The following is a 16592-nucleotide window of genomic DNA, read 5'->3' as shown; positions in this document are numbered from 1 at the left end:
GCCCCCGCCGTCAGGTCTCGTCGAGCTGCAGGACGGTCAGGCCGCCGGTGGTCTGGACCTGCACGCTGGCGATCTGGTCGCGGGTCCAGGAGGTGGCGCCGGTCAGCTGGGCGTCCTTGCCGGGCACGGCCGTCCAGGTGCCGATCTGCTCGTGGGCGCCGGTGCGGTCGGTGACGACGAGGGCGTAGCGGTAGGCCTGCTCGGTCCGGGCGTGGGCGTAGGCGCACACCAGGTCGACCTTCGTGCCCCAGCCGACCTCGGTGAGGGCGACGGTGGCGGTGATGGGGGTGTCGACCACCGGGTCCATCGGCTGCGGCTGCCCACCGTCCCCGGGCGCGGCCGAGGTCGTGCCGGGGGTGGGCGCGGGGGCCGGTGCGGCTGTGGGGGCGGGGGCCCGGCCGGCGTCCAGGCCGCCGGTGGCGACGGCGGCCACCAGCGCGGCGGCGGCGACCAGCCCCCCGGCCAGGACGGCGCGGCGGGTGGTGCGGCGGCGGCGGACCGCGCGCAGCAGCCCGGGCAGGACGGTCTGCGGGACGCCGGTGCCCTCGCGCAGGGCGGCGGCGGGGTCGTCCTCGGTGAGGGTGGCGACGACCTGCGGCGGGGTGCGCGAGAGCAGGCCGGGCAGGCCGGCGAGCTGCTCGACGCCGCGGCGGCAGTCCGGGCAGGTCCGCAGGTGGTCCTCGAACTCGCTGCGCTCGGCCGGCGACAGCGCACCCAGGACGTAGGGCCCGGCGCTGGTCGCGAAGCGGTCCGCGGGGTCGGGTCCGAGCGGGGTCGTGGACGGTCCGGTCATCAGCGGCTCACCCCCATCTCCTGCAGGGCCAGTCTGAGGTTCATCAGGGCGTAGTGGGTGCGGGACTTCACGGTGCCCTCCGGGACGCCGAGCAGGCGGGCGGCCTCGGCGACCGAGCGGCCGGCGAAGTAGCAGTGGGCCAGGACGGCGCGGTGCTCGGGGGAGAGCCGGGTCAGGGCCTGGGCCACCACCCACTGCTGCAGGACCTGCTCGGACTCGTCGACGACGGCGCGCTCGGGGACGTCGGCGTGCACGCTCTCGCGGCGGTTGCGGGCCGAGCGCCAGTCGTCGATGACCAGGCGGCGGGCGACGGTGAACAGCCACGCGCGGGTCGAGCCGCGGGCGGGGTCGAGGGCCTCGGGGTGGCGCCAGGCGCGCAGCAGGGTCTCCTGCACGACGTCCTGGGCGCTGACGCGGTCGCCGGTGAGGGAGACGACGTAGGCCCACAGCGCACCGGCGTGCTCGTCGTGCAGGGCGCGCACGAGGTCCTCGTCGGCGTCGGTCATGTCGTGGTCCTCGTCCCGCTCGTGCTGCTGGTGGTGGGGCGTGCGCGAGCACCTCCCGAGCACACCACGAGGCAGGGGGCGCGCTGGTTCGGTCGTGCGGCACGATCGCCCGGGTGAGCGTCCCGATCAGCCAGGTGCCCGCCGGGCCGGTGCCCGTCCCGCCCTCGCTGCGGCCGGTGCTGGCCCGCTGGGGCGGGCCGGGCGCGGACCTCCCGGCGCTGCCGGCGGTGTGGGTCAACGCCGTGGGCGGGACCACGTTCGCGCTGCGCGGACCGGCCGGGGCGGTGTTCTGCAAGTGGGCCCCGGCGGGGACGGCGCTGGACCTGGCCGCCGAGGCGCGGCGGTCGCGGTGGGCCGCGGCGTGGCTGCCGGTGCCGCGGGTGCTGGCGACCGGCGCGGACGAGCACGGGTCGTGGCTGGTCTCGCGGGCCCTGCCCGGGCGCAGCGCCGTCGACCCGCGCTGGCTCGCCCGCCCGCAGGTGGCGGTGCCGTCGCTGGGGCGGGCCCTGCGGCGCTGGCACGACGCGCTGCCGGTGCGCGAGTGCCCCTTCGACTGGTCGGTGCCGCACCGGCTGGCCCGGGCGGTCGGCGACGCGAGCGCGCTGCGGACGCCGCCGCCGGTGGACCGGCTGGTGGTGTGCCACGGCGACGCCTGCTCGCCGAACACGCTGCTGGGCGAGGACGGGGCGGCCACCGGCTGGGTGGACCTGTCCGCCCTGGGGGTCGGCGACCGGTGGGCGGACCTGGCGGTGGCGACGGTGAGCCTGGACTGGAACTACGGGCCGGGCTGGCAGCCGGTGTTCCTGGACGCCTACGGCGTCGCCGCGGACCCGGTGCGCACCGCCTACTACCGCGCGTTGTGGGACGTGGGCCCGTGAGGGCGGCCCGCGCACCCGGGCGGGGCCGGGCAGGTGCCGGGGCGGGACCGGGCACGGGCTACCGTCGCAGGGTGCGCAGCGAGCTGTCCCGCTTCCTGGAGGGCCTGTCCTGGCCCCGGCCCCAGCCGGTGGAGCCGGCGGCGGTGCTCGACCCCGAGACCGCCCCGTCCGACCCCGTCGTCCTGTTCGAGCAGTGGTTGCGGGCCGCGGTCGCGGCCGGGGTGCCGGCCGCGCACGTGATGACGCTGGCCACCGTCGACGTCGCCGGCCGCCCCGACGCGCGCGTCACCGTCTTGGAGGACGTCGACGACCACGCCTTCTGGCTCTCGGCCAGCGAGACCAGCCCCAAGGGCAAGCAGCTGGGGCGGGTGCCGGTGGCGGCGCTGGTGTTCCACTGGCCGCAGCTGGGGCGGCAGGTGCGGGTGCGCGGCACCGTGCGGGCCGCCGACGAGGCCCGCACGGCGGCGGCGTTCGCGCGGTTGTCGCTCAGCGCCCGCGCCGAGGCGCTGGTGGACCGGCAGAGCCGGCCCCTGCACGACGAGGCGTGGCTGTCGGACGCGCTGGGCGACCCCGCCGACCTGGTGCACCTGGAGGAACCGGGCGCGGTCTCGGCACCGACGTGGCGGCTGTGGGGCGTGGACGCGGGCCGGATGGAGTTCTTCCAGGCCGGGCCCGGCGACCCCGACGGGACCGGCGACGAGGACCACCACCTGCGGTTGCGGTACTCGCGCGCCGACGACGGCTGGGAGACGGTGCTGCTGCGCCCCTGACGCCCTCCGGCGGCCGGGCCGGCCGGGCCCGGGCGTCCCCGGGCGCGGTCTCAGACGGCCCGGGCGGCGAAGCGGCCCTGGTCGGCGCTGACCTCCAGGCGCAGCCCGAACGTCTCCGACAGCGCCGCCGACGTCAGGGTCTGCTCGACCGGCCCCGCGGCCACGACCCGGCCGCCGCGCAGCAGCAGGGCGTGGGTGGTGCCGACCGGGATCTCCTCGACGTGGTGGGTCACCATCACCGGCGTCGGGGCGGCGGGGTCGGCCGCGAGCGCCGTGAGCCGACGCAGCAGGTCCTCGCGGCCGCCGAGGTCGAGACCGCCGGCGGGTTCGTCCAGCAGCAGCAGCTCGGGGTCGGTCATGAGGGCGCGGGCGATCTGGGTGCGCTTGCGCTCGCCGTCGGACAGGGTCGCGAAGGCGCGCCCGGCGAGGTGGGCGACGCCCAGCAGGGCCAGCAGGTCCTCGGCCCGGGACTCGTCGTCGGGGTCGTACTCCTCGCGCCAGCGGCCGGTGACGCCGTAGGCGGCGGTGACGACGACGTCGCGGACCTTCTCCTGGCCCGGCACCGAGGCGCTCAGCGCGGTGCTGGCCAGTCCGATGCGGGGGCGCAGCTCGAAGACGTCGACCCGGCCGAGGGTCTCGCCCAGGACGCTGACGCGCCCGGAGGTGGGGAACAGGCGGGCGGCGGCCACGGACAGCAGGGTGGACTTGCCGGCGCCGTTGGGGCCCAGGACGACCCAGCGCTCACCGTCCTCGACGGCCAGGTCGACCGCGTCGAGCAGGACGCTGGTGCCGCGCCGGACCGTCACCGCGGACAGGTCCAGCACCGAGGCGGGTTCCCGGTCCACGACGTCGCTCGTGACGTCGCGCATGGTGTCGCTCATGGTCGCGACCCTAACGAGTCGTATCCTCGCGCCTGTGCTGGACCTGCCCCGCTCCGCGCGGTTGGCCGCCTGGGGAACGGGTGTGCTGACCGGTCGCGTGCCCGTCGCCGGGGCCGTCGCGGCCGTCGTGCGTGACGACGAGCCGCACGGCGTGCGGTGGGAGGACGACGCCGGGGCCGGGCCGGGCGCCGGGACCGGGGACCTCGCGGGGCTGCTGGGGGCGCTGGCCGGGTCCGCCGCCGGTGCCGGTGCCGGTGGGGGCTTGGACCGGCTGCTGCTGGTGCTGCCGGTGCCCGGGGACCCGCGCGGGCTGCCGGGGCCGGCGGCGGTGAACGTGGCCGCGCTGGAGGCCGGGGAGTGCGTCCTGCTCGAACCGGCCGCCGGGCCGGGCGGGGAGCCGGGCGGGGGGCGGCGGTGGGCGCTGGTGCCGCAGGTCACCGAGTTCGGGTCGGTGTGGGAGCCGGGGGCCCTCGTGCGCTGGGACGTGCACGCGGCCGCGCCGCGGCGGGTCCCGGAGTCCTCCGGCGTCGCCGAGTCCGAGCAGGAGCTGCGGGTGGCGCTGGCCACCGCGACGCGGGCGCTGTCGACGCTGGACGTGGCGCGCTGGCGGGAGGAGGCCGCCGACCGGATCGCCGCGGTCCGCGACGGCGGACTGGTCCGCGACGCGCTCCCGCCGGGGTTCGCGCCCCGCGCGCTGCGGGTGGCGCAGACCGCGGCGCGGGTGCTGGCCATCGTGGACCTGGCCACCGAGGACGACGGGGCCGCGATCACCAGCCTGGAGGCGACGTCGCGGGCGGCGGCGCTGCGGGAGGTGGGGGCCGTGGCGCGCCGGGCGCTGGTCGCGGCCGTCAACGCCCCCGCCGAGGACGCCGCCGGGCGGGTGTGAGCGGCGGGTCCCTCAGCGCCCGGCGGGGCCGGGGGCCGGGAGCTGGGCCAGGGCGCGGTTCTCGGCCGGCAGCCGGAAGCCCAGCAGCAGCACCGCGTTCAGGACGGTGAACCCCAGCGCCGTCCACCAGCACGAGGCGACCAGCGGCAGGGCGAAGCCCTCCACGACGACCGCGACGTAGTTGGGGTGCTTGAACCACCGGTACGGGCCGCGGGCGACCAGCTCCAGGCCCGGCACGACGATCACCCGGGTGTTCCAGCGCGGCCCGAGGGTGGTGATGCACCACCACCGCAGCGCCTGGGAGGCCAGGACGAGCGCCAGCATCGGCCACCCCAGGGCGGGGACGAAGGTGCGCCCGGCGGCGAACCACTCCACCAGCACCGCCACGAGCAGGCCGGTGTGCAGCGCCACCATGGGGGGGAAGTGGCCGCGGCCGCTCTCGCGGCCACCGCGGGCGAAGGACCAGCGGGCGTTGCGGGTGGACACCACCAGCTCGGCGACCCGCTCGAGGCCGGTGGCCGCGACGAGGGCGACGACGAGGGCGCTCACACCCGCTCCAGCAGCACGGTCTGGGTGCTGACGCCGGGCCCGACGCCCAGGACCACGGCCCGCTGCCCGGGGTCGGCGGCGGTGCGGGCCAGGACGTGCAGCGCCGCGGAGCTGGACAGGTTCCCGCACTCGCGCAGCACCTCCCGGGAGACGTCCAGGGCGCCGGCCGGCAGGTCGGCGGCGGCGGCCACGGCGTCCAGGACCTTCGGGCCGCCGGGGTGCACGACCCACCGGTCCACCCCGCGGCCGCCCCCTCCCCCGTCGTCCCCGTCGTCCCCGTCGTCCCGGTGCCGGCCGAGGAAGGCGCGCAGGTCGTGGCCGACGTGCCGGGCCAGGACCTGCGGCAGCTGCGCCGACAGCACGATCCGCAGGCCGGAGGACCCGACCCGCCAGCCGAGGGCGTCGGCGGAGTCCGGCAGCACGCGGGAGGTGTGGTCCAGCACCCGCCAGCCCGGGCCGGGGTGGTCGCCGCCGGTGACGACCACGGCGGTGGCGCCGTCGCCGAACAGGCCGCTGGCCACGACGTTGGCCACCGACCGGTCACCGGCCTGCAGGGTCAGCGAGCACAGCTCGACGCTGACCAGCAGCCCCACCGACCCGGGGCGGCCGGCGCAGAACCGCTCCAGCAGCGCCAGGCCGCTCGCACCGGCGACGCAGCCCAGCCCGAACCCGGGCCAGCGCAGCACGTCCGGCCGCAGCCCGACGCGGTCGGGCAGCAGCGCGTCCACCGACGGCGCCCCCACCCCGGTGACGGTCGTGAACAGCAGCACGTCGACGTCGTGCGGTTCCAGCCCGGCCGTGGCCAGGGCCCCCTTGACGGCCCGCTCGGCCAGGTCCAGGGCCAGGTCGGCGAACAGGGCGTTGGTGGTGTCGAAGGCCCCGGGGCCGGTGACGAGGCCGGGGTAGGCCTCCAGCGGCAGCGCCAGGTGGCGGGTGCCGACGCCGGTGGCGGCGTGCAGGCGGTGCAGCAGGGCCCGGCCGGGGCCGGGGTCGGTCAGCAGCGGGGCCAGGACGTCGGCGATGTCGCCCTGGGCGTACCGGTGGGTCGGCAGGACCGGTTCGACCGCCACCACCGTCGCGGGGGGCGTGGTCGGCGGTGTCGGCGTGCTCACGCGGTGATGCTCGCACCCCCGGCCCGGACCGGCGCGGGCGGGCGCCGGCCGCCCGTGCGCGCGGGCGGCCGGACGCGCCCGGCTCACAGCACCGAGCGGTACACCTCCAGGGTCCGCGCGGCGATCGCGTCCCAGGAGAACCGCTCGACGGCGCGGGTGCGCCCGGCGGCACCGAAGGCGCGGGCCCGGTCGGGGTCGGCGACGGCCTCGGCGAGGGTGGCGGCGAGGTCGGCGACGAACCGGTCGGGGTCGACGGGGGCGCCGGTGCCGTCGGTGACCTGCTCGATGGGCACCAGCCAGCCGGTGACGCCGTCCTCGACGACCTCGGGGATGCCGCCGGTGGCGGTGCCGACGACGGCCGCGCCGCAGGCCATCGCCTCGAGGTTGACGATGCCGAGGGGCTCGTACACCGACGGGCACACGAACACGGTGGCCTGGGAGAGGTGCTCGAGCAGCTCGGCGCGCGACAGGTGCCGGTCCAGCCACACGACGCCCTCGCGGGTCGCCTGCAGGTCCGCGACGAGGCCGGCGACCTCGGCGGCGATCTCGGGGGTGTCCGGGGCACCGGCGCACAGGACGAGCTGGACCTCCGGCGGCAGCTGCGCGGCGGCGCGCAGCAGGTGCGGCAGCCCCTTCTGCCGGGTGATGCGCCCCACGAACACGACCGAGGGCCGGTCGGGGTCGACGCCGTTGGCGCGCACCAGGTCCCGGCCCTGCACGGGCGTCCACTCGGTGGCGTCGATGCCGTTGTGCACGACGTGGACGCGCTCGGGGTCCAGCCCCGGGTAGGAGCGCAGGATGTCCGCGCGCATCCCGGCGCTGACCGCGACGACGGCCGCGGCGGCCTCGAACGCGGTCCGCTCGGCCCAGGAGGAGACGCGGTAGCCGCCGCCGAGCTGCTCGGCCTTCCACGGCCGCAGCGGTTCGAGGCTGTGGGCGGTCACGACGTGCGGGACGCCGTGCAGCAGCGAGGCGAGGTGGCCGGCCATGTTCGCGTACCAGGTGTGGGAGTGCACCAGGTCCGCGCCGGCGGCGTCGGCGGCGATGGCCAGGTCGACCCCGAGGGTGCGCAGCGCGGCGTTGGCGCCGGCGAGCTCGCCGGGGTCGGGGTAGCCGGTGGCGCCCGATTCCTCGCGCGGGGCGCCGAAGGCGCGGACCTGCACCTGCGGGCCGCCGGGCAGGGCGCGCAGGGCGCGGACCAGTTCGGCGACGTGGACGCCGGCACCGCCGTAGATCTCCGGCGGGTACTCCTTGGTCAGCAGGTCGACACGCATCGAACTCCCCTTCCCGCAAGCTGATCGGCGAGTGTTCCACGCGCCTGATGGGCAACCCACCGTACTGGGGCCTAGTGTGCCCCTCGTGGCCACACCGAACGTCCTCGCGATCGTCCTCGCCGGTGGGGAGGGCAAACGGCTCATGCCACTCACCGCGGACCGGGCCAAACCGGCCGTGCCCTTCGGGGGGACGTACCGCCTCATCGACTTCGCCCTGTCGAACCTCGTCAACGCCGCGTACCGCAAGATCGTGGTCCTGACGCAGTACAAGTCGCACTCCCTGGACCGGCACCTCTCGCAGAACTGGCGGATGTCGAACCTGTTCGGCTCCTACATCGCCTCGGTCCCGGCGCAGCAGCGCGTGGGGCAGCGCTGGTACGCCGGGTCGGCCGACGCCATCTACCAGTCGCTGAACCTCATCAGCGACGAGCGGCCCGACATCGTCGTCGTGGTCGGCGCCGACCACGTGTACCGGATGGACTTCTCCCAGATGGTCGACGCGCACGTCGCGTCGGGGTCGCCGTGCACCGTCGCCGCGATCCGCCAGCCCATCTCGCTGGCCGACCAGTTCGGCGTCATCCAGACCGCCCCGGGCTCGCAGCGCATCGCGGAGTTCCTGGAGAAGCCGAAGGACCCCAAGGGCCTGGACGACTCCCCCCACGAGGTCCTGGCCTCGATGGGCAACTACGTGTTCGACGCCGACGCCCTCGTCGACGCCGTGACCCGCGACGCCGAGCGCGAGGACTCCAAACACGACATGGGCGGCGACATCGTGCCCAGCTTCGTCGAGCGCGGCCTGGCGTCGGTGTACGACTTCAAGGACAACGAGGTGCCCGGCGCCACCGACCGCGACCGCGCCTACTGGCGCGACGTGGGGACCCTGGACGCCTACTTCGAGGCCCAGATGGACCTCATCTCGGTGCTGCCGGTCTTCAACCTCTACAACTACGAGTGGCCCATCATCGCCGCCCAGGACTACTACCCGCCGGCGAAGTTCGTGCACGGCTGGCAGGGCACCTACGGGCACGCGGTGAACTCCATCGTCAGCCAGGGCACCGTCGTGTCCGGTGCGCTGGTGGAGAAGTCGATCGTCTCCCCCAACGTGCGGCTGGACTCCTGGGCGCACGTGTCGGAGTCGGTGCTCATGGACGGGGTGCAGGTCGGGCGGCACGCCGTCGTCCAGCGCGCCATCGTCGACAAGTTCGTCACCATCCCCGACGACGCCCGCATCGGGGTGGACGCCGAGGAGGACCGCGCCCGGGGTTTCCACGTGACCCCCTCGGGCATCACCGTCGTCGGGAAGGGACAGACCCTCTGATGAGCGAGCAGACCACCACCGCCCAGGACCGCCCGGTGCGGATCGGGGTGCAGCTGCAGCCCCAGCACGCCCCGTACCCCGCGATCCGCGCCGCCGCGGCCCGCGCGGAGGAGCTCGGCGCCGACATCGCCTTCAACTGGGACCACTTCTACCCGCTGTACGGCGACCCCGACGGCCTGCACTTCGAGTGCTGGACGATGCTCGCCGCCTGGGCCGAGGCCACCAGCCGCATCGAGATCGGCGCCCTGGTCTCCTGCAACTCCTACCGCAACCCCGAACTGCTGGCCGACATGGCCCGCACCGTGGACCACGTCTCGGCCCACGACACCGGCCGCGGCCGGCTGGTGCTGGGCATCGGGTCGGGCTGGTTCGAGAAGGACTACGACGAGTACGGCTACGAGTTCGGCACCGCCGGCGGCCGCCTCGACAAGCTGCGCGACGACCTGCCGCGCATCGAGTCCCGGCTCGCGAAGCTGAACCCGGCCCCGACCCGGGAGATCCCCGTCCTCATCGGCGGCGGCGGGGAGAAGAAGACGCTGCGCCTGGTCGCCAAGCACGCCGACATCTGGCACACGTTCGGCGACGTCGAGACGTTCACCCGCAAGTCCGCCGTCCTCGACGAGCGGTGCGCCGAGATCGGCCGCGACCCCGGCGAGATCGAGCGCTCGGTCGGCGTGGAGAGCGTCGAGGAGGCCCAGGCCCTCTTCGCCGCGGGGGCCCGGTTGTTCACGATCGGCGCCGGCGGCCCCGACTACGACCTGGGCCGCCTGGCCGACCTCATCGCCTGGCGGGACGCGACGAACGCCTGACCGGCCCCGCGACCACCCCCGGTAGGGTCGCGGGCGTGCCGAACCCCGCGACCGTGCTCGTGACCGTCACCGGACCCGACCGGCCGGGGGTGACGTCGGCGCTGTTCGCGGCGCTGGACGGGACCGGCGCGCACGTCCTGGACGTCGAGCAGGTCGTCGCCGGTGGCGTCCTGACGCTGTCGGTGCTGACGACGGCCGAGGACGCCGTCCGCGCCACCGTCGCCGGGCTGCGCCTGGAAGGTCTGCAGATCCGCTGCAGCGCACCGCAACCCCCGAGCGCCGACCGGCCCCGCCGGTTGCACGTGACGCTGCTGGGCGCCCCGCTGCTGCCGGCCGCGGTGGCCCGGGTGACGACCGTGCTGGCCGAGGCGGGCGCGAACGTGGACCGGATCCGGCGGATGTCGTCCGAACCGGTCACCAGCGTCGAGCTGGACGTCTCCACCCGCGGCAGCGCCCAGGACGTCCTGCACCTGCGCCGCACCCTGGCCACCGAGGCCGGCCGGCACGGCCTGGACGCGGCGGTCTCCCCCGCCGGGCTGGCCCGGATGGGCCGCCGGCTGGTCGTCATGGACGTCGACTCCACCCTGATCCAGCAGGAGGTCATCGAACTGCTGGCCGCCCACGCCGGCCGGGAGGCCGAGGTGGCCGCCGTCACCGAGCGCGCGATGCGCGGGGAGATCGACTTCGGCGCCTCGCTGCGCGAGCGCGTCGCCTGCCTGGAGGGGCTGGACGTCTCGGTCGTCGACGCCGTCCGCGAGGCCGTCGTGCTGACCCCCGGGGCGCGGACGCTGGTCCGCACCCTGCACCGGCTGGGTTTCACCCTGGCGCTGGTCTCGGGGGGTTTCCTGGAGGTCGTGGGGCCGCTGGCGGCCGAGCTGGGCATCGCGCACGTGCGGGCCAACCGGTTGCAGGTGGTCCACGGCCGGTTCACCGGCCGCGTCCTGGGCCCGGTGGTGGACCGCGCCGCGAAGGCGGTCGCGCTGCGCGAGTTCGCCGCCGCCGAGGGCCTGCCGCTGCACCGCACGGTCGCGATCGGCGACGGCGCCAACGACCTGGACATGATCGCCGCGGCCGGGCTGGGGATCGCGTTCAACGCCAAGCCCGTCGTGCGCGAGCAGGCCGACGCGGCGCTGAACGTGCCCTACCTCGACGCGGTGCTGCCGCTGCTGGGCATCACCCGCGAGGACGTCGAGGACGCCGACCTGGCCGACTCCGTCCTGGCCGACGGCCCCGCCGCGGGGTGAGCCCGCGCCGGGACCGGCCGGCCCGGGCCGTGCGCGGGTCTCAGCCGCGGTCGAGCGCCCACGTCGACAACCACGCCAGGGCGGCGATGAAGGCGATCATCAGCGCCCCGAGCAGGGCGAGCTTGCGCCCCCCGGACGGCGCCACTCAGTGCCCCATGCCCAGGCCGCCGTCGACGGGCAGCACCGCCCCGTTGACGTACCCGGCCCCGGCCAGGAACAGCGCGGCCTGCGCGATGTCGTCGACGTCGCCGAAGCGGCCGGCCGGGATGCGACCGCGGTAGTCGGCCTGGGTCGCCTCGGGCAGCTCCCGGGTCATGTCGGTGTCGATGAACCCCGGGGCGATGACGTTCGCGGTGATGCCCCGCCCGCCCAGCTCGCGGGCGATGGACCGGGCCAGCCCGATCATCCCCGACTTCGAGGCGGCGTAGTTGGTCTGCCCGGGCGAGCCGTACAGGCCCACGACCGAGGACATGAAGATGATGCGGCCGTGCTTGGCGCGCACCATGCCGCGCACCGCGCGGCGCGCCACCCGCCACGCCCCGGCGAGGTTGGCGTCCAGGACGGTGTCGAAGTCCTCGTCGCTCATCCGCATCAGCAGCTGGTCGCGGTTGGTGCCCGCGTTGGCCACCAGGACCTGCACCGCGCCCTGCTCGGCCTCGACGGCGGCGAACGCCGCGTCCAGCGACGCCGGGTCGGTCACGTCGGCCCGCACGCCGAACAGCCCGGCCGGCGCCTCCCCCGACCGGTGCGTCACGGCGACCCGGTCGCCGGCGGCCGCGAAGGCGCGGGCCACGGCCAGGCCGATGCCTCGGTTGCCGCCGGTCACCAGGACGCTGCGGGGCTCGGGCGTCGGGGTCGGGCTCTGGCTGGGGGTGTCGATCGTCACGAGGGCCGAAGCTAACGCATCGGGGGCGCCGGGCGACGTGCGGGCGTACCGTTGTTGAGTGCATGACCAGCGAACCCCGCAGCACGACGAGGGGGCCTACCGGATCACCGCGGCCCCCACCTCCCACACCGACGACCTCGGCGTGCGCTACCGCAAGTACGTGGTCTCCATGCTCGTCCGCACCGCCTGCTTCCTCTGCTTCGCCTTCATCGACCACTGGACGCGGTGGCTGTTCATCGCCGGGGCGGTGTTCCTGCCCTACGTGGCCGTCCTGCTCGCCAACGCCGGGCGGGAGTCGCGCTCGGCGGCCCCGGAGAGCTTCGACCTCACCCCGCCCGCCCAGCGGCCGCCGGCGCAGCTGCCGGCCCTGGAGGCGCGGATCACCTCGATCCACTCCCCCCGCGACGACGACTGACGGTCCGGGCCACCGCGGGGGCGGTCCCCGGACAGCCGCCGGACAGGTGCCGTTCACGGCTTGGTCAGCCGCGCCCGCGGTGCGAGACTGGCGGCGTGGAACCTCCCGAGGAACACCCGGGCACGTCCGCCGCCTCGCCGTCCCCGGCGGCCACCTCCCTGCACGAGCCCCCCTCCGACCTGGTGTGCAGCGCCCGCGGGTGCACCCACGAGGCCGACTTCGGGCTGCGGTGGAACAACCCCAGCCTGCACACCCCCGACCGCCGCAAGACGTGGCTGGCGTGCGCCGAGCACCGCGAGCACCTCTCCCAGTTCCTCGGTGCCCGGGGGTTCCTGCGCGAGGTCGTCGAGGTGGCACAGTTGCGCGCGTGAGCGCCCCGTGAGTGTCCTGCGGCTCCTGCGTGAACCCCGGTGGCTGCGGGGGCTGGCCGTGGCGGTGCTCGTCGCCCTGGTCTGCTGCGCCCTGGGGCGCTGGCAGTGGCTGCGCCGCGAGGACCGGCTGGCCGCGAACGCCCCCCTGGTCCAGAACTACGACGACCGCCCCGCCGAGGTGTCCACCGTCCTGCCCGCCGGGGCCGGGCTGGACCCGGACCGGGTGTGGACGCCCGTGCAGGTCAGCGGCCGCTACGCCCCCGAGGCGACGGTCCTGGTGCGCAACCGGCCGCTGGACGACCAGTTCGGCTACGAGGTGCTGGTCCCGCTCGTGCTGGACGACGGCACCGTCCTGGTCGTCGACCGGGGCTGGCTGCCCGGCGGGCAGGGCTCGGCCGAACGACCCGACACCGTCCCGGCCGTCCCCGACGGCGAGGTCACCGTGGTGGCCCGGCTGCGGTCCTGGGAGGCGGACAGGCGCGGGCAGGTCCCCGCGGGGCAGGTGACCTCGATCGCCCGCGACAGCGTCACCCGCGCCGTCTCCGGGGCCCTCCCCGCCGCGCGGGGCGCCGGGGACGGGCCGCCGACCGTCCTGGACGCCTACGCCGTGCTGGCCTCGGAGACCCCCGCTCCCGCGCTGGCCCCCGTCCGCCCGGCCCGGCCGGCCGTGGACGAGGGACCGCACCTGGCGTACACCGTGCAGTGGTTCGGGTTCGCGCTCACCGCGTTCGTCGTGTGGGTCGTCGCGGGCCGGCGCGAGCTGCAAGCCCGGCGCGAGGGGCAGTCGCCGGTCGCGCCGGCCGCCTCCCCCGGCGCCGTCGCGGGTGCCTCCGGCGCCGCCGCGGGTGGGCCGCCGCCCGAGGCCGCCGTCCCCGCCCCGGCGCCGCGCCCGGCCCGCCGGCGCCGGCGGGAGGGGGCCGACGAGGCGGCCGAGGACGCCGAGCTCGACGCGGGGGTCGATCCGGCGCGCCGGGGGTGAGTCACCCGTCGTTCGCCCGTCCGGGTGTACGCGATCATGCTGTGTGTCGCATCGGCCACTCTGCGCAACAATAGGCGCATGGACTTGGGCCTCACTGACCGCGTGTACGTCGTCTCGGGTGCATCGACCGGTCTGGGGCTCGCCTGCGCGAGGGTCCTCGCCGACGAGGGCGCCCTGCTCGTGCTGCACGCCGCCGACGAGGAGGAACTGGCCGCGGTGGCCCCCAGCATCGGCGACCCCTCCCGCCAGCTGCTGGTCCCCGGGGAGATCTCCGACCCCGGCACCGAGACGCGCCTGGTGGCCGCCGCCAACGCCCGCTTCGGCCGGCTGGACGGAGCGGTCATCTCCTGCGGCGCCCCGCCCACCTCCTCGGTCCTGGAGGCCGCCGACGGGGCCTGGCGCGAGGCGTTCGAGTCCAGCCTGCTCGGCCCGCTGCGGCTGGCCCGGTCCGTCGGCAAGGCCGCCACCGGCGAGGGCGCCTCGATGGTCCTGCTGCTGTCCAGCACCGTGCGCCGGCCCGTCATGGACGCGGGGGTGGCCAACGGCCTGCGCCCAGGGCTGGCCATGGCCGCCAAGGCCCTGGCCGACGAGCTCGGCCCGCGGGGGGTCCGCATCAACAACCTGCTCGCCGGGCACGTCGACTCCAGCTCGCCGCTGGAGTACGAGGACGGCGACGAGGTCGCCAGCGACCTGCTCGACACCATCCCGCTGCGGCGCGTCGGGCTGCCCGACGAGTTCGCCCGCGCCGCCGTGTTCCTGCTGTCCCCGGCCGCCAGCTACATCACCGGCGCCTCGCTCACCGTGGACGGTGGCACCGACCGGTCGCTGTGAGCGTGCGGGCCGCTGCGCCCGGCCGCCCCGGGAGCCGGGGCGAGGTCGCGCCGCGCGGACCGGGGGCCGCGGTGCCCCCGGTCCGCGCGCCGCTCAGGCCTGGCGGGCCTTGCCGCGCGTGGCGCCACCCCGACTGCGCAGCGTGACGTCGTTCTCGCTCAGGAGCCGGTGCACGAACCCGTAGGACCGCCCCGTCTCCTCGGCCAGCGCGCGGATGCTCTTGCCCTCCGCGTACCCCTTCGACAGCTCGTCGGCGAGCTGCTCGCGCTCCGTGCCGCTCAACCGGGTCCCCCGTTTGATCGTCTCGGTCACCCCGACCTCCTCCAGTGTCGTCGCGGACCTGAAACCCCCTCCATGGTCACCACGTCGGGCCGTCCTGGCCACTCGAACGCCGTCGCGCGCCCCCGGAACGGGTTCCGGGCCCCCGTACCGGCAGGAGCGGGTCCCGGGCGCGTGCGGGTCAGGCCAGCGAGACCAGCTCGGCGTAGGAGGCGTTCCACAGGTCCTCCACGCCGTCGGGCAGCAGCACGACGCGCTCGGGCCCCAGCGCCTCCACGGCGCCCTCGTCGTGCGTCACGAGCACGACGGCGCCCTCGTAGTGCTTCAGCGCGTCGAGGATCTCCGCCCGCGAGGCGGGGTCGAGGTTGTTCGTCGGCTCGTCCAGCAGCAGGACGTTGGCGCTGGAGACGACGAGGGTGGCCAGCGCCAGCCGCGTCTTCTCCCCGCCCGAGAGGACCCCGGCGGGCTTGTCGACGTCGTCGCCGGAGAACAGGAACGAGCCCAGCACCGTCCGCACCCGGGTGTCGTCCAGGTCCGGCGAGGCCGAGCGCATGTTCTCCAGGACCGTGCGGTCGTGGTCGAGGGTCTCGTGCTCCTGCGCGTAGTAGCCGATCTTCACCCCGTGGCCGCCGATGATCTCGCCGGTGTCGGGCTGCTCGACGCCGCCCAGCATCCGCAGCAGCGTCGTCTTCCCGGCGCCGTTGAGCCCGAGGATCACCACGCGGCTGCCGCGGTCGATGGCCAGGTCGACGGCGGTGAAGATCTCCAGGGAGCCGTAGGACTTGCTCAGCCCCGAGGCCATCAGCGGCGTCTTGCCGCACGGCGCCGGCTTGGGGAAGCGCAGCTTGGCGACCTTGTCCTGGACGCGGACGTCCTCCAGGTCCCCCAGCAGCTTCTCGGCCCGCTTGGCCATGTTCTGCGCCGCGACGGCCTTGGTCGCCTTCGCGCCCATCTTCGCGGCCTGCAGCAGCAGCGTCCCGGCCTTCTTCTCGGCGTTGGCGCGCTCGCGGACGCGGCGCTTCTCGTCGGTCTCGCGCTGCTTGAGGTAGTTCTTCCAGCCCACGTTGTACAGGTCGATCGTGGCGCGGTTGGCGTCGAGGTGGAAGACGCGGTTGACGACGACCTCGAGCAGCTCGACGTCGTGGCTGATGACGATGAGCCCGCCGGCGTAGTTCCTCAGGTGCTCGCGCAGCCAGGTGATCGAGTCGGCGTCGAGGTGGTTGGTCGGCTCGTCCAGCAGCAGGGTCTCGCTGTGCGAGAACAGGATCCGCGCCAGCTCGACGCGGCGGCGCTGCCCCCCGGAGAGGGTCTTCAGCTGCTGGTCCAGGATGCGGTCGGGCAGGTTGAGGTTGGCGCAGATGCGCGCGGCCTCGGACTCGGCCGTGTACCCGCCGAGCGCGACGAACCGCGCGTCGAGCTTGGTGTAGCGGTCCATCGCCTTGTCGCGGACGCGGGGGTCGTCGCTGGCCATGTCGACCTCGGCCCGGCGCAGCTTCGCGACGACGGCGTCCAGGCCGCGGGCGGCCAGGATGCGGTCGCGCGCCAGCATCTCGGGGTCCCCCGCGCGCGGGTCCTGCGGCAGGTAGCCGATCTCCCCCGAACGGGTCACCGTCCCGCCTGCCGGCTGCGCCTCCCCGGCCAGGACCTTCGTCAGCGTCGTCTTGCCGGCGCCGTTGCGCCCGACCAGACCGATCCGGTCGCCCGCGGCGACCCGGAAGTTGACCCCCTCCATCAGGAGTCGGGCTCCTGCGCGCAGTTCGATGTCGGTGGCGACGATCACGGGAGGGCAGCTCTCACTTCACGAACGGGAC

Annotated in this window: 19 protein-coding genes; 10 read left to right on the top strand and 9 right to left on the bottom strand. The window is 75.7% G+C overall.

The window, feature by feature from the left end; translation table 11 throughout:
- Positions 1 to 10 precede the first annotated feature (10 nt).
- Together ACRYM6_RS01230 and ACRYM6_RS01225 are read right to left on the bottom strand one after the other, a co-directional pair.
- A complete protein-coding gene (locus tag ACRYM6_RS01230) occupies positions 11 to 793 on the bottom strand; it encodes an anti-sigma factor family protein (RefSeq protein WP_432540566.1) in 783 nt (260 codons plus the stop codon).
- Positions 793 to 1299: a sigma-70 family RNA polymerase sigma factor gene (locus tag ACRYM6_RS01225; RefSeq protein WP_432512363.1), complete on the bottom strand. Its 507-nt coding sequence runs from the start codon at positions 1297 to 1299 to the stop codon at positions 793 to 795. Before ACRYM6_RS01225 ends, ACRYM6_RS01230 begins: the two co-directional genes overlap by 1 nt.
- 113 nt (positions 1300 to 1412) lie before the next feature.
- On the opposite strand from ACRYM6_RS01225, the gene ACRYM6_RS01220 reads away from it, so the two are divergent.
- Complete coding sequence (locus tag ACRYM6_RS01220; protein ID WP_432540565.1) at positions 1413 to 2177, top strand: phosphotransferase; 765 nt, start codon at positions 1413 to 1415, stop codon at positions 2175 to 2177.
- A gap of 71 nt (positions 2178 to 2248) precedes the next feature.
- The gene (locus ACRYM6_RS01215; protein ID WP_432540563.1) at positions 2249 to 2947 is read left to right on the top strand and encodes a pyridoxine/pyridoxamine 5'-phosphate oxidase; all 699 of its coding nucleotides are present in this window, start codon (positions 2249 to 2251) and stop codon (positions 2945 to 2947) included.
- Between the two features lie 50 nt (positions 2948 to 2997).
- Here ACRYM6_RS01215 and ACRYM6_RS01210 read toward each other — a convergent pair whose 3' ends face one another.
- Complete coding sequence (locus ACRYM6_RS01210) at positions 2998 to 3828, bottom strand: ABC transporter ATP-binding protein (RefSeq protein ID WP_432540562.1); 831 nt, start codon at positions 3826 to 3828, stop codon at positions 2998 to 3000.
- 34 nt (positions 3829 to 3862) lie between these two features.
- Here ACRYM6_RS01210 and ACRYM6_RS01205 point away from each other — a divergent pair, with 34 nt between their 5' ends.
- On the top strand, positions 3863 to 4714 hold the full coding sequence (locus ACRYM6_RS01205) for a hypothetical protein (protein WP_432540561.1): 852 nt from the start codon (positions 3863 to 3865) through the stop codon (positions 4712 to 4714).
- Between the two features lie 12 nt (positions 4715 to 4726).
- On the opposite strand, the gene ACRYM6_RS01200 is transcribed toward ACRYM6_RS01205, so the two are convergent.
- From ACRYM6_RS01200 to glgA, 3 genes are all read right to left on the bottom strand, one after another.
- Positions 4727 to 5263, bottom strand: a complete 537-nt coding sequence (locus ACRYM6_RS01200) for an isoprenylcysteine carboxyl methyltransferase family protein (protein ID WP_432540560.1) — start codon at positions 5261 to 5263, stop codon at positions 4727 to 4729.
- Complete coding sequence (locus ACRYM6_RS01195) at positions 5260 to 6375, bottom strand: type III polyketide synthase (protein WP_432540558.1); 1116 nt, start codon at positions 6373 to 6375, stop codon at positions 5260 to 5262. Before ACRYM6_RS01195 ends, ACRYM6_RS01200 begins: the two co-directional genes overlap by 4 nt.
- 83 nt (positions 6376 to 6458) lie before the next feature.
- A complete protein-coding gene (gene glgA / locus ACRYM6_RS01190) occupies positions 6459 to 7649 on the bottom strand; it encodes a glycogen synthase (RefSeq protein ID WP_432540557.1) in 1191 nt (396 codons plus the stop codon).
- A gap of 85 nt (positions 7650 to 7734) precedes the next feature.
- Between glgA and glgC the strand changes: the two genes are divergently transcribed.
- Genes glgC through serB form a run of 3 tightly spaced genes read left to right on the top strand, consistent with a single transcriptional unit; the run spans position 7735 to position 11020 of the window.
- The gene (glgC, locus tag ACRYM6_RS01185; RefSeq protein WP_432540556.1) at positions 7735 to 8967 is read left to right on the top strand and encodes a glucose-1-phosphate adenylyltransferase; all 1233 of its coding nucleotides are present in this window, start codon (positions 7735 to 7737) and stop codon (positions 8965 to 8967) included.
- Positions 8967 to 9776 (top strand): LLM class F420-dependent oxidoreductase, encoded by an 810-nt coding sequence (locus tag ACRYM6_RS01180; RefSeq protein WP_432540555.1) that lies wholly within the window; start codon positions 8967 to 8969, stop codon positions 9774 to 9776. The genes glgC and ACRYM6_RS01180 overlap by 1 nt, the downstream gene beginning before the upstream one ends.
- A 35-nt stretch (positions 9777 to 9811) precedes the next feature.
- Positions 9812 to 11020 carry a phosphoserine phosphatase SerB gene (gene serB, locus ACRYM6_RS01175; protein WP_432540554.1) on the top strand — a complete coding sequence of 403 codons (1209 nt, stop codon included), beginning with the start codon at positions 9812 to 9814 and terminating at the stop codon, positions 11018 to 11020.
- Between the two features lie 145 nt (positions 11021 to 11165).
- Here serB and fabG read toward each other — a convergent pair whose 3' ends face one another.
- Positions 11166 to 11906, bottom strand: coding sequence for a 3-oxoacyl-ACP reductase FabG (gene fabG / locus ACRYM6_RS01170; RefSeq protein WP_432540553.1), 741 nt, complete (start codon positions 11904 to 11906; stop codon positions 11166 to 11168).
- Between the two features lie 58 nt (positions 11907 to 11964).
- Here fabG and ACRYM6_RS01165 point away from each other — a divergent pair, with 58 nt between their 5' ends.
- From ACRYM6_RS01165 to ACRYM6_RS01150, 4 genes are all read left to right on the top strand, one after another.
- On the top strand, positions 11965 to 12321 hold the full coding sequence (locus ACRYM6_RS01165) for a DUF3099 domain-containing protein (protein WP_432540552.1): 357 nt from the start codon (positions 11965 to 11967) through the stop codon (positions 12319 to 12321).
- A gap of 158 nt (positions 12322 to 12479) precedes the next feature.
- Positions 12480 to 12692, top strand: a complete 213-nt coding sequence (locus tag ACRYM6_RS01160; RefSeq protein WP_432540771.1) for a hypothetical protein — start codon at positions 12480 to 12482, stop codon at positions 12690 to 12692.
- 7 nt (positions 12693 to 12699) lie between these two features.
- Positions 12700 to 13671 carry an SURF1 family cytochrome oxidase biogenesis protein gene (locus ACRYM6_RS01155; RefSeq protein WP_432540551.1) on the top strand — a complete coding sequence of 324 codons (972 nt, stop codon included), beginning with the start codon at positions 12700 to 12702 and terminating at the stop codon, positions 13669 to 13671.
- A 78-nt stretch (positions 13672 to 13749) separates the two neighbouring features.
- Positions 13750 to 14502: an SDR family oxidoreductase gene (locus ACRYM6_RS01150; protein WP_432540550.1), complete on the top strand. Its 753-nt coding sequence runs from the start codon at positions 13750 to 13752 to the stop codon at positions 14500 to 14502.
- Positions 14503 to 14595: 93 nt separating this feature from the next.
- Here ACRYM6_RS01150 and ACRYM6_RS01145 read toward each other — a convergent pair whose 3' ends face one another.
- Both ACRYM6_RS01145 and ACRYM6_RS01140 read right to left on the bottom strand, forming a co-directional pair.
- Positions 14596 to 14814 carry a helix-turn-helix domain-containing protein gene (locus ACRYM6_RS01145; RefSeq protein WP_432512341.1) on the bottom strand — a complete coding sequence of 73 codons (219 nt, stop codon included), beginning with the start codon at positions 14812 to 14814 and terminating at the stop codon, positions 14596 to 14598.
- Between the two features lie 148 nt (positions 14815 to 14962).
- Positions 14963 to 16561, bottom strand: coding sequence for an ABC-F family ATP-binding cassette domain-containing protein (locus ACRYM6_RS01140; protein ID WP_432540548.1), 1599 nt, complete (start codon positions 16559 to 16561; stop codon positions 14963 to 14965).
- Positions 16562 to 16592 lie beyond the last annotated feature (31 nt).

Origin of the sequence: Kineococcus rugosus (genome assembly GCF_050871975.1) — a bacterium.
Lineage (GTDB): Bacteria > Actinomycetota > Actinomycetes > Actinomycetales > Kineococcaceae > Kineococcus.
This window is presented reverse-complemented; position numbering and strand designations above follow the sequence as displayed.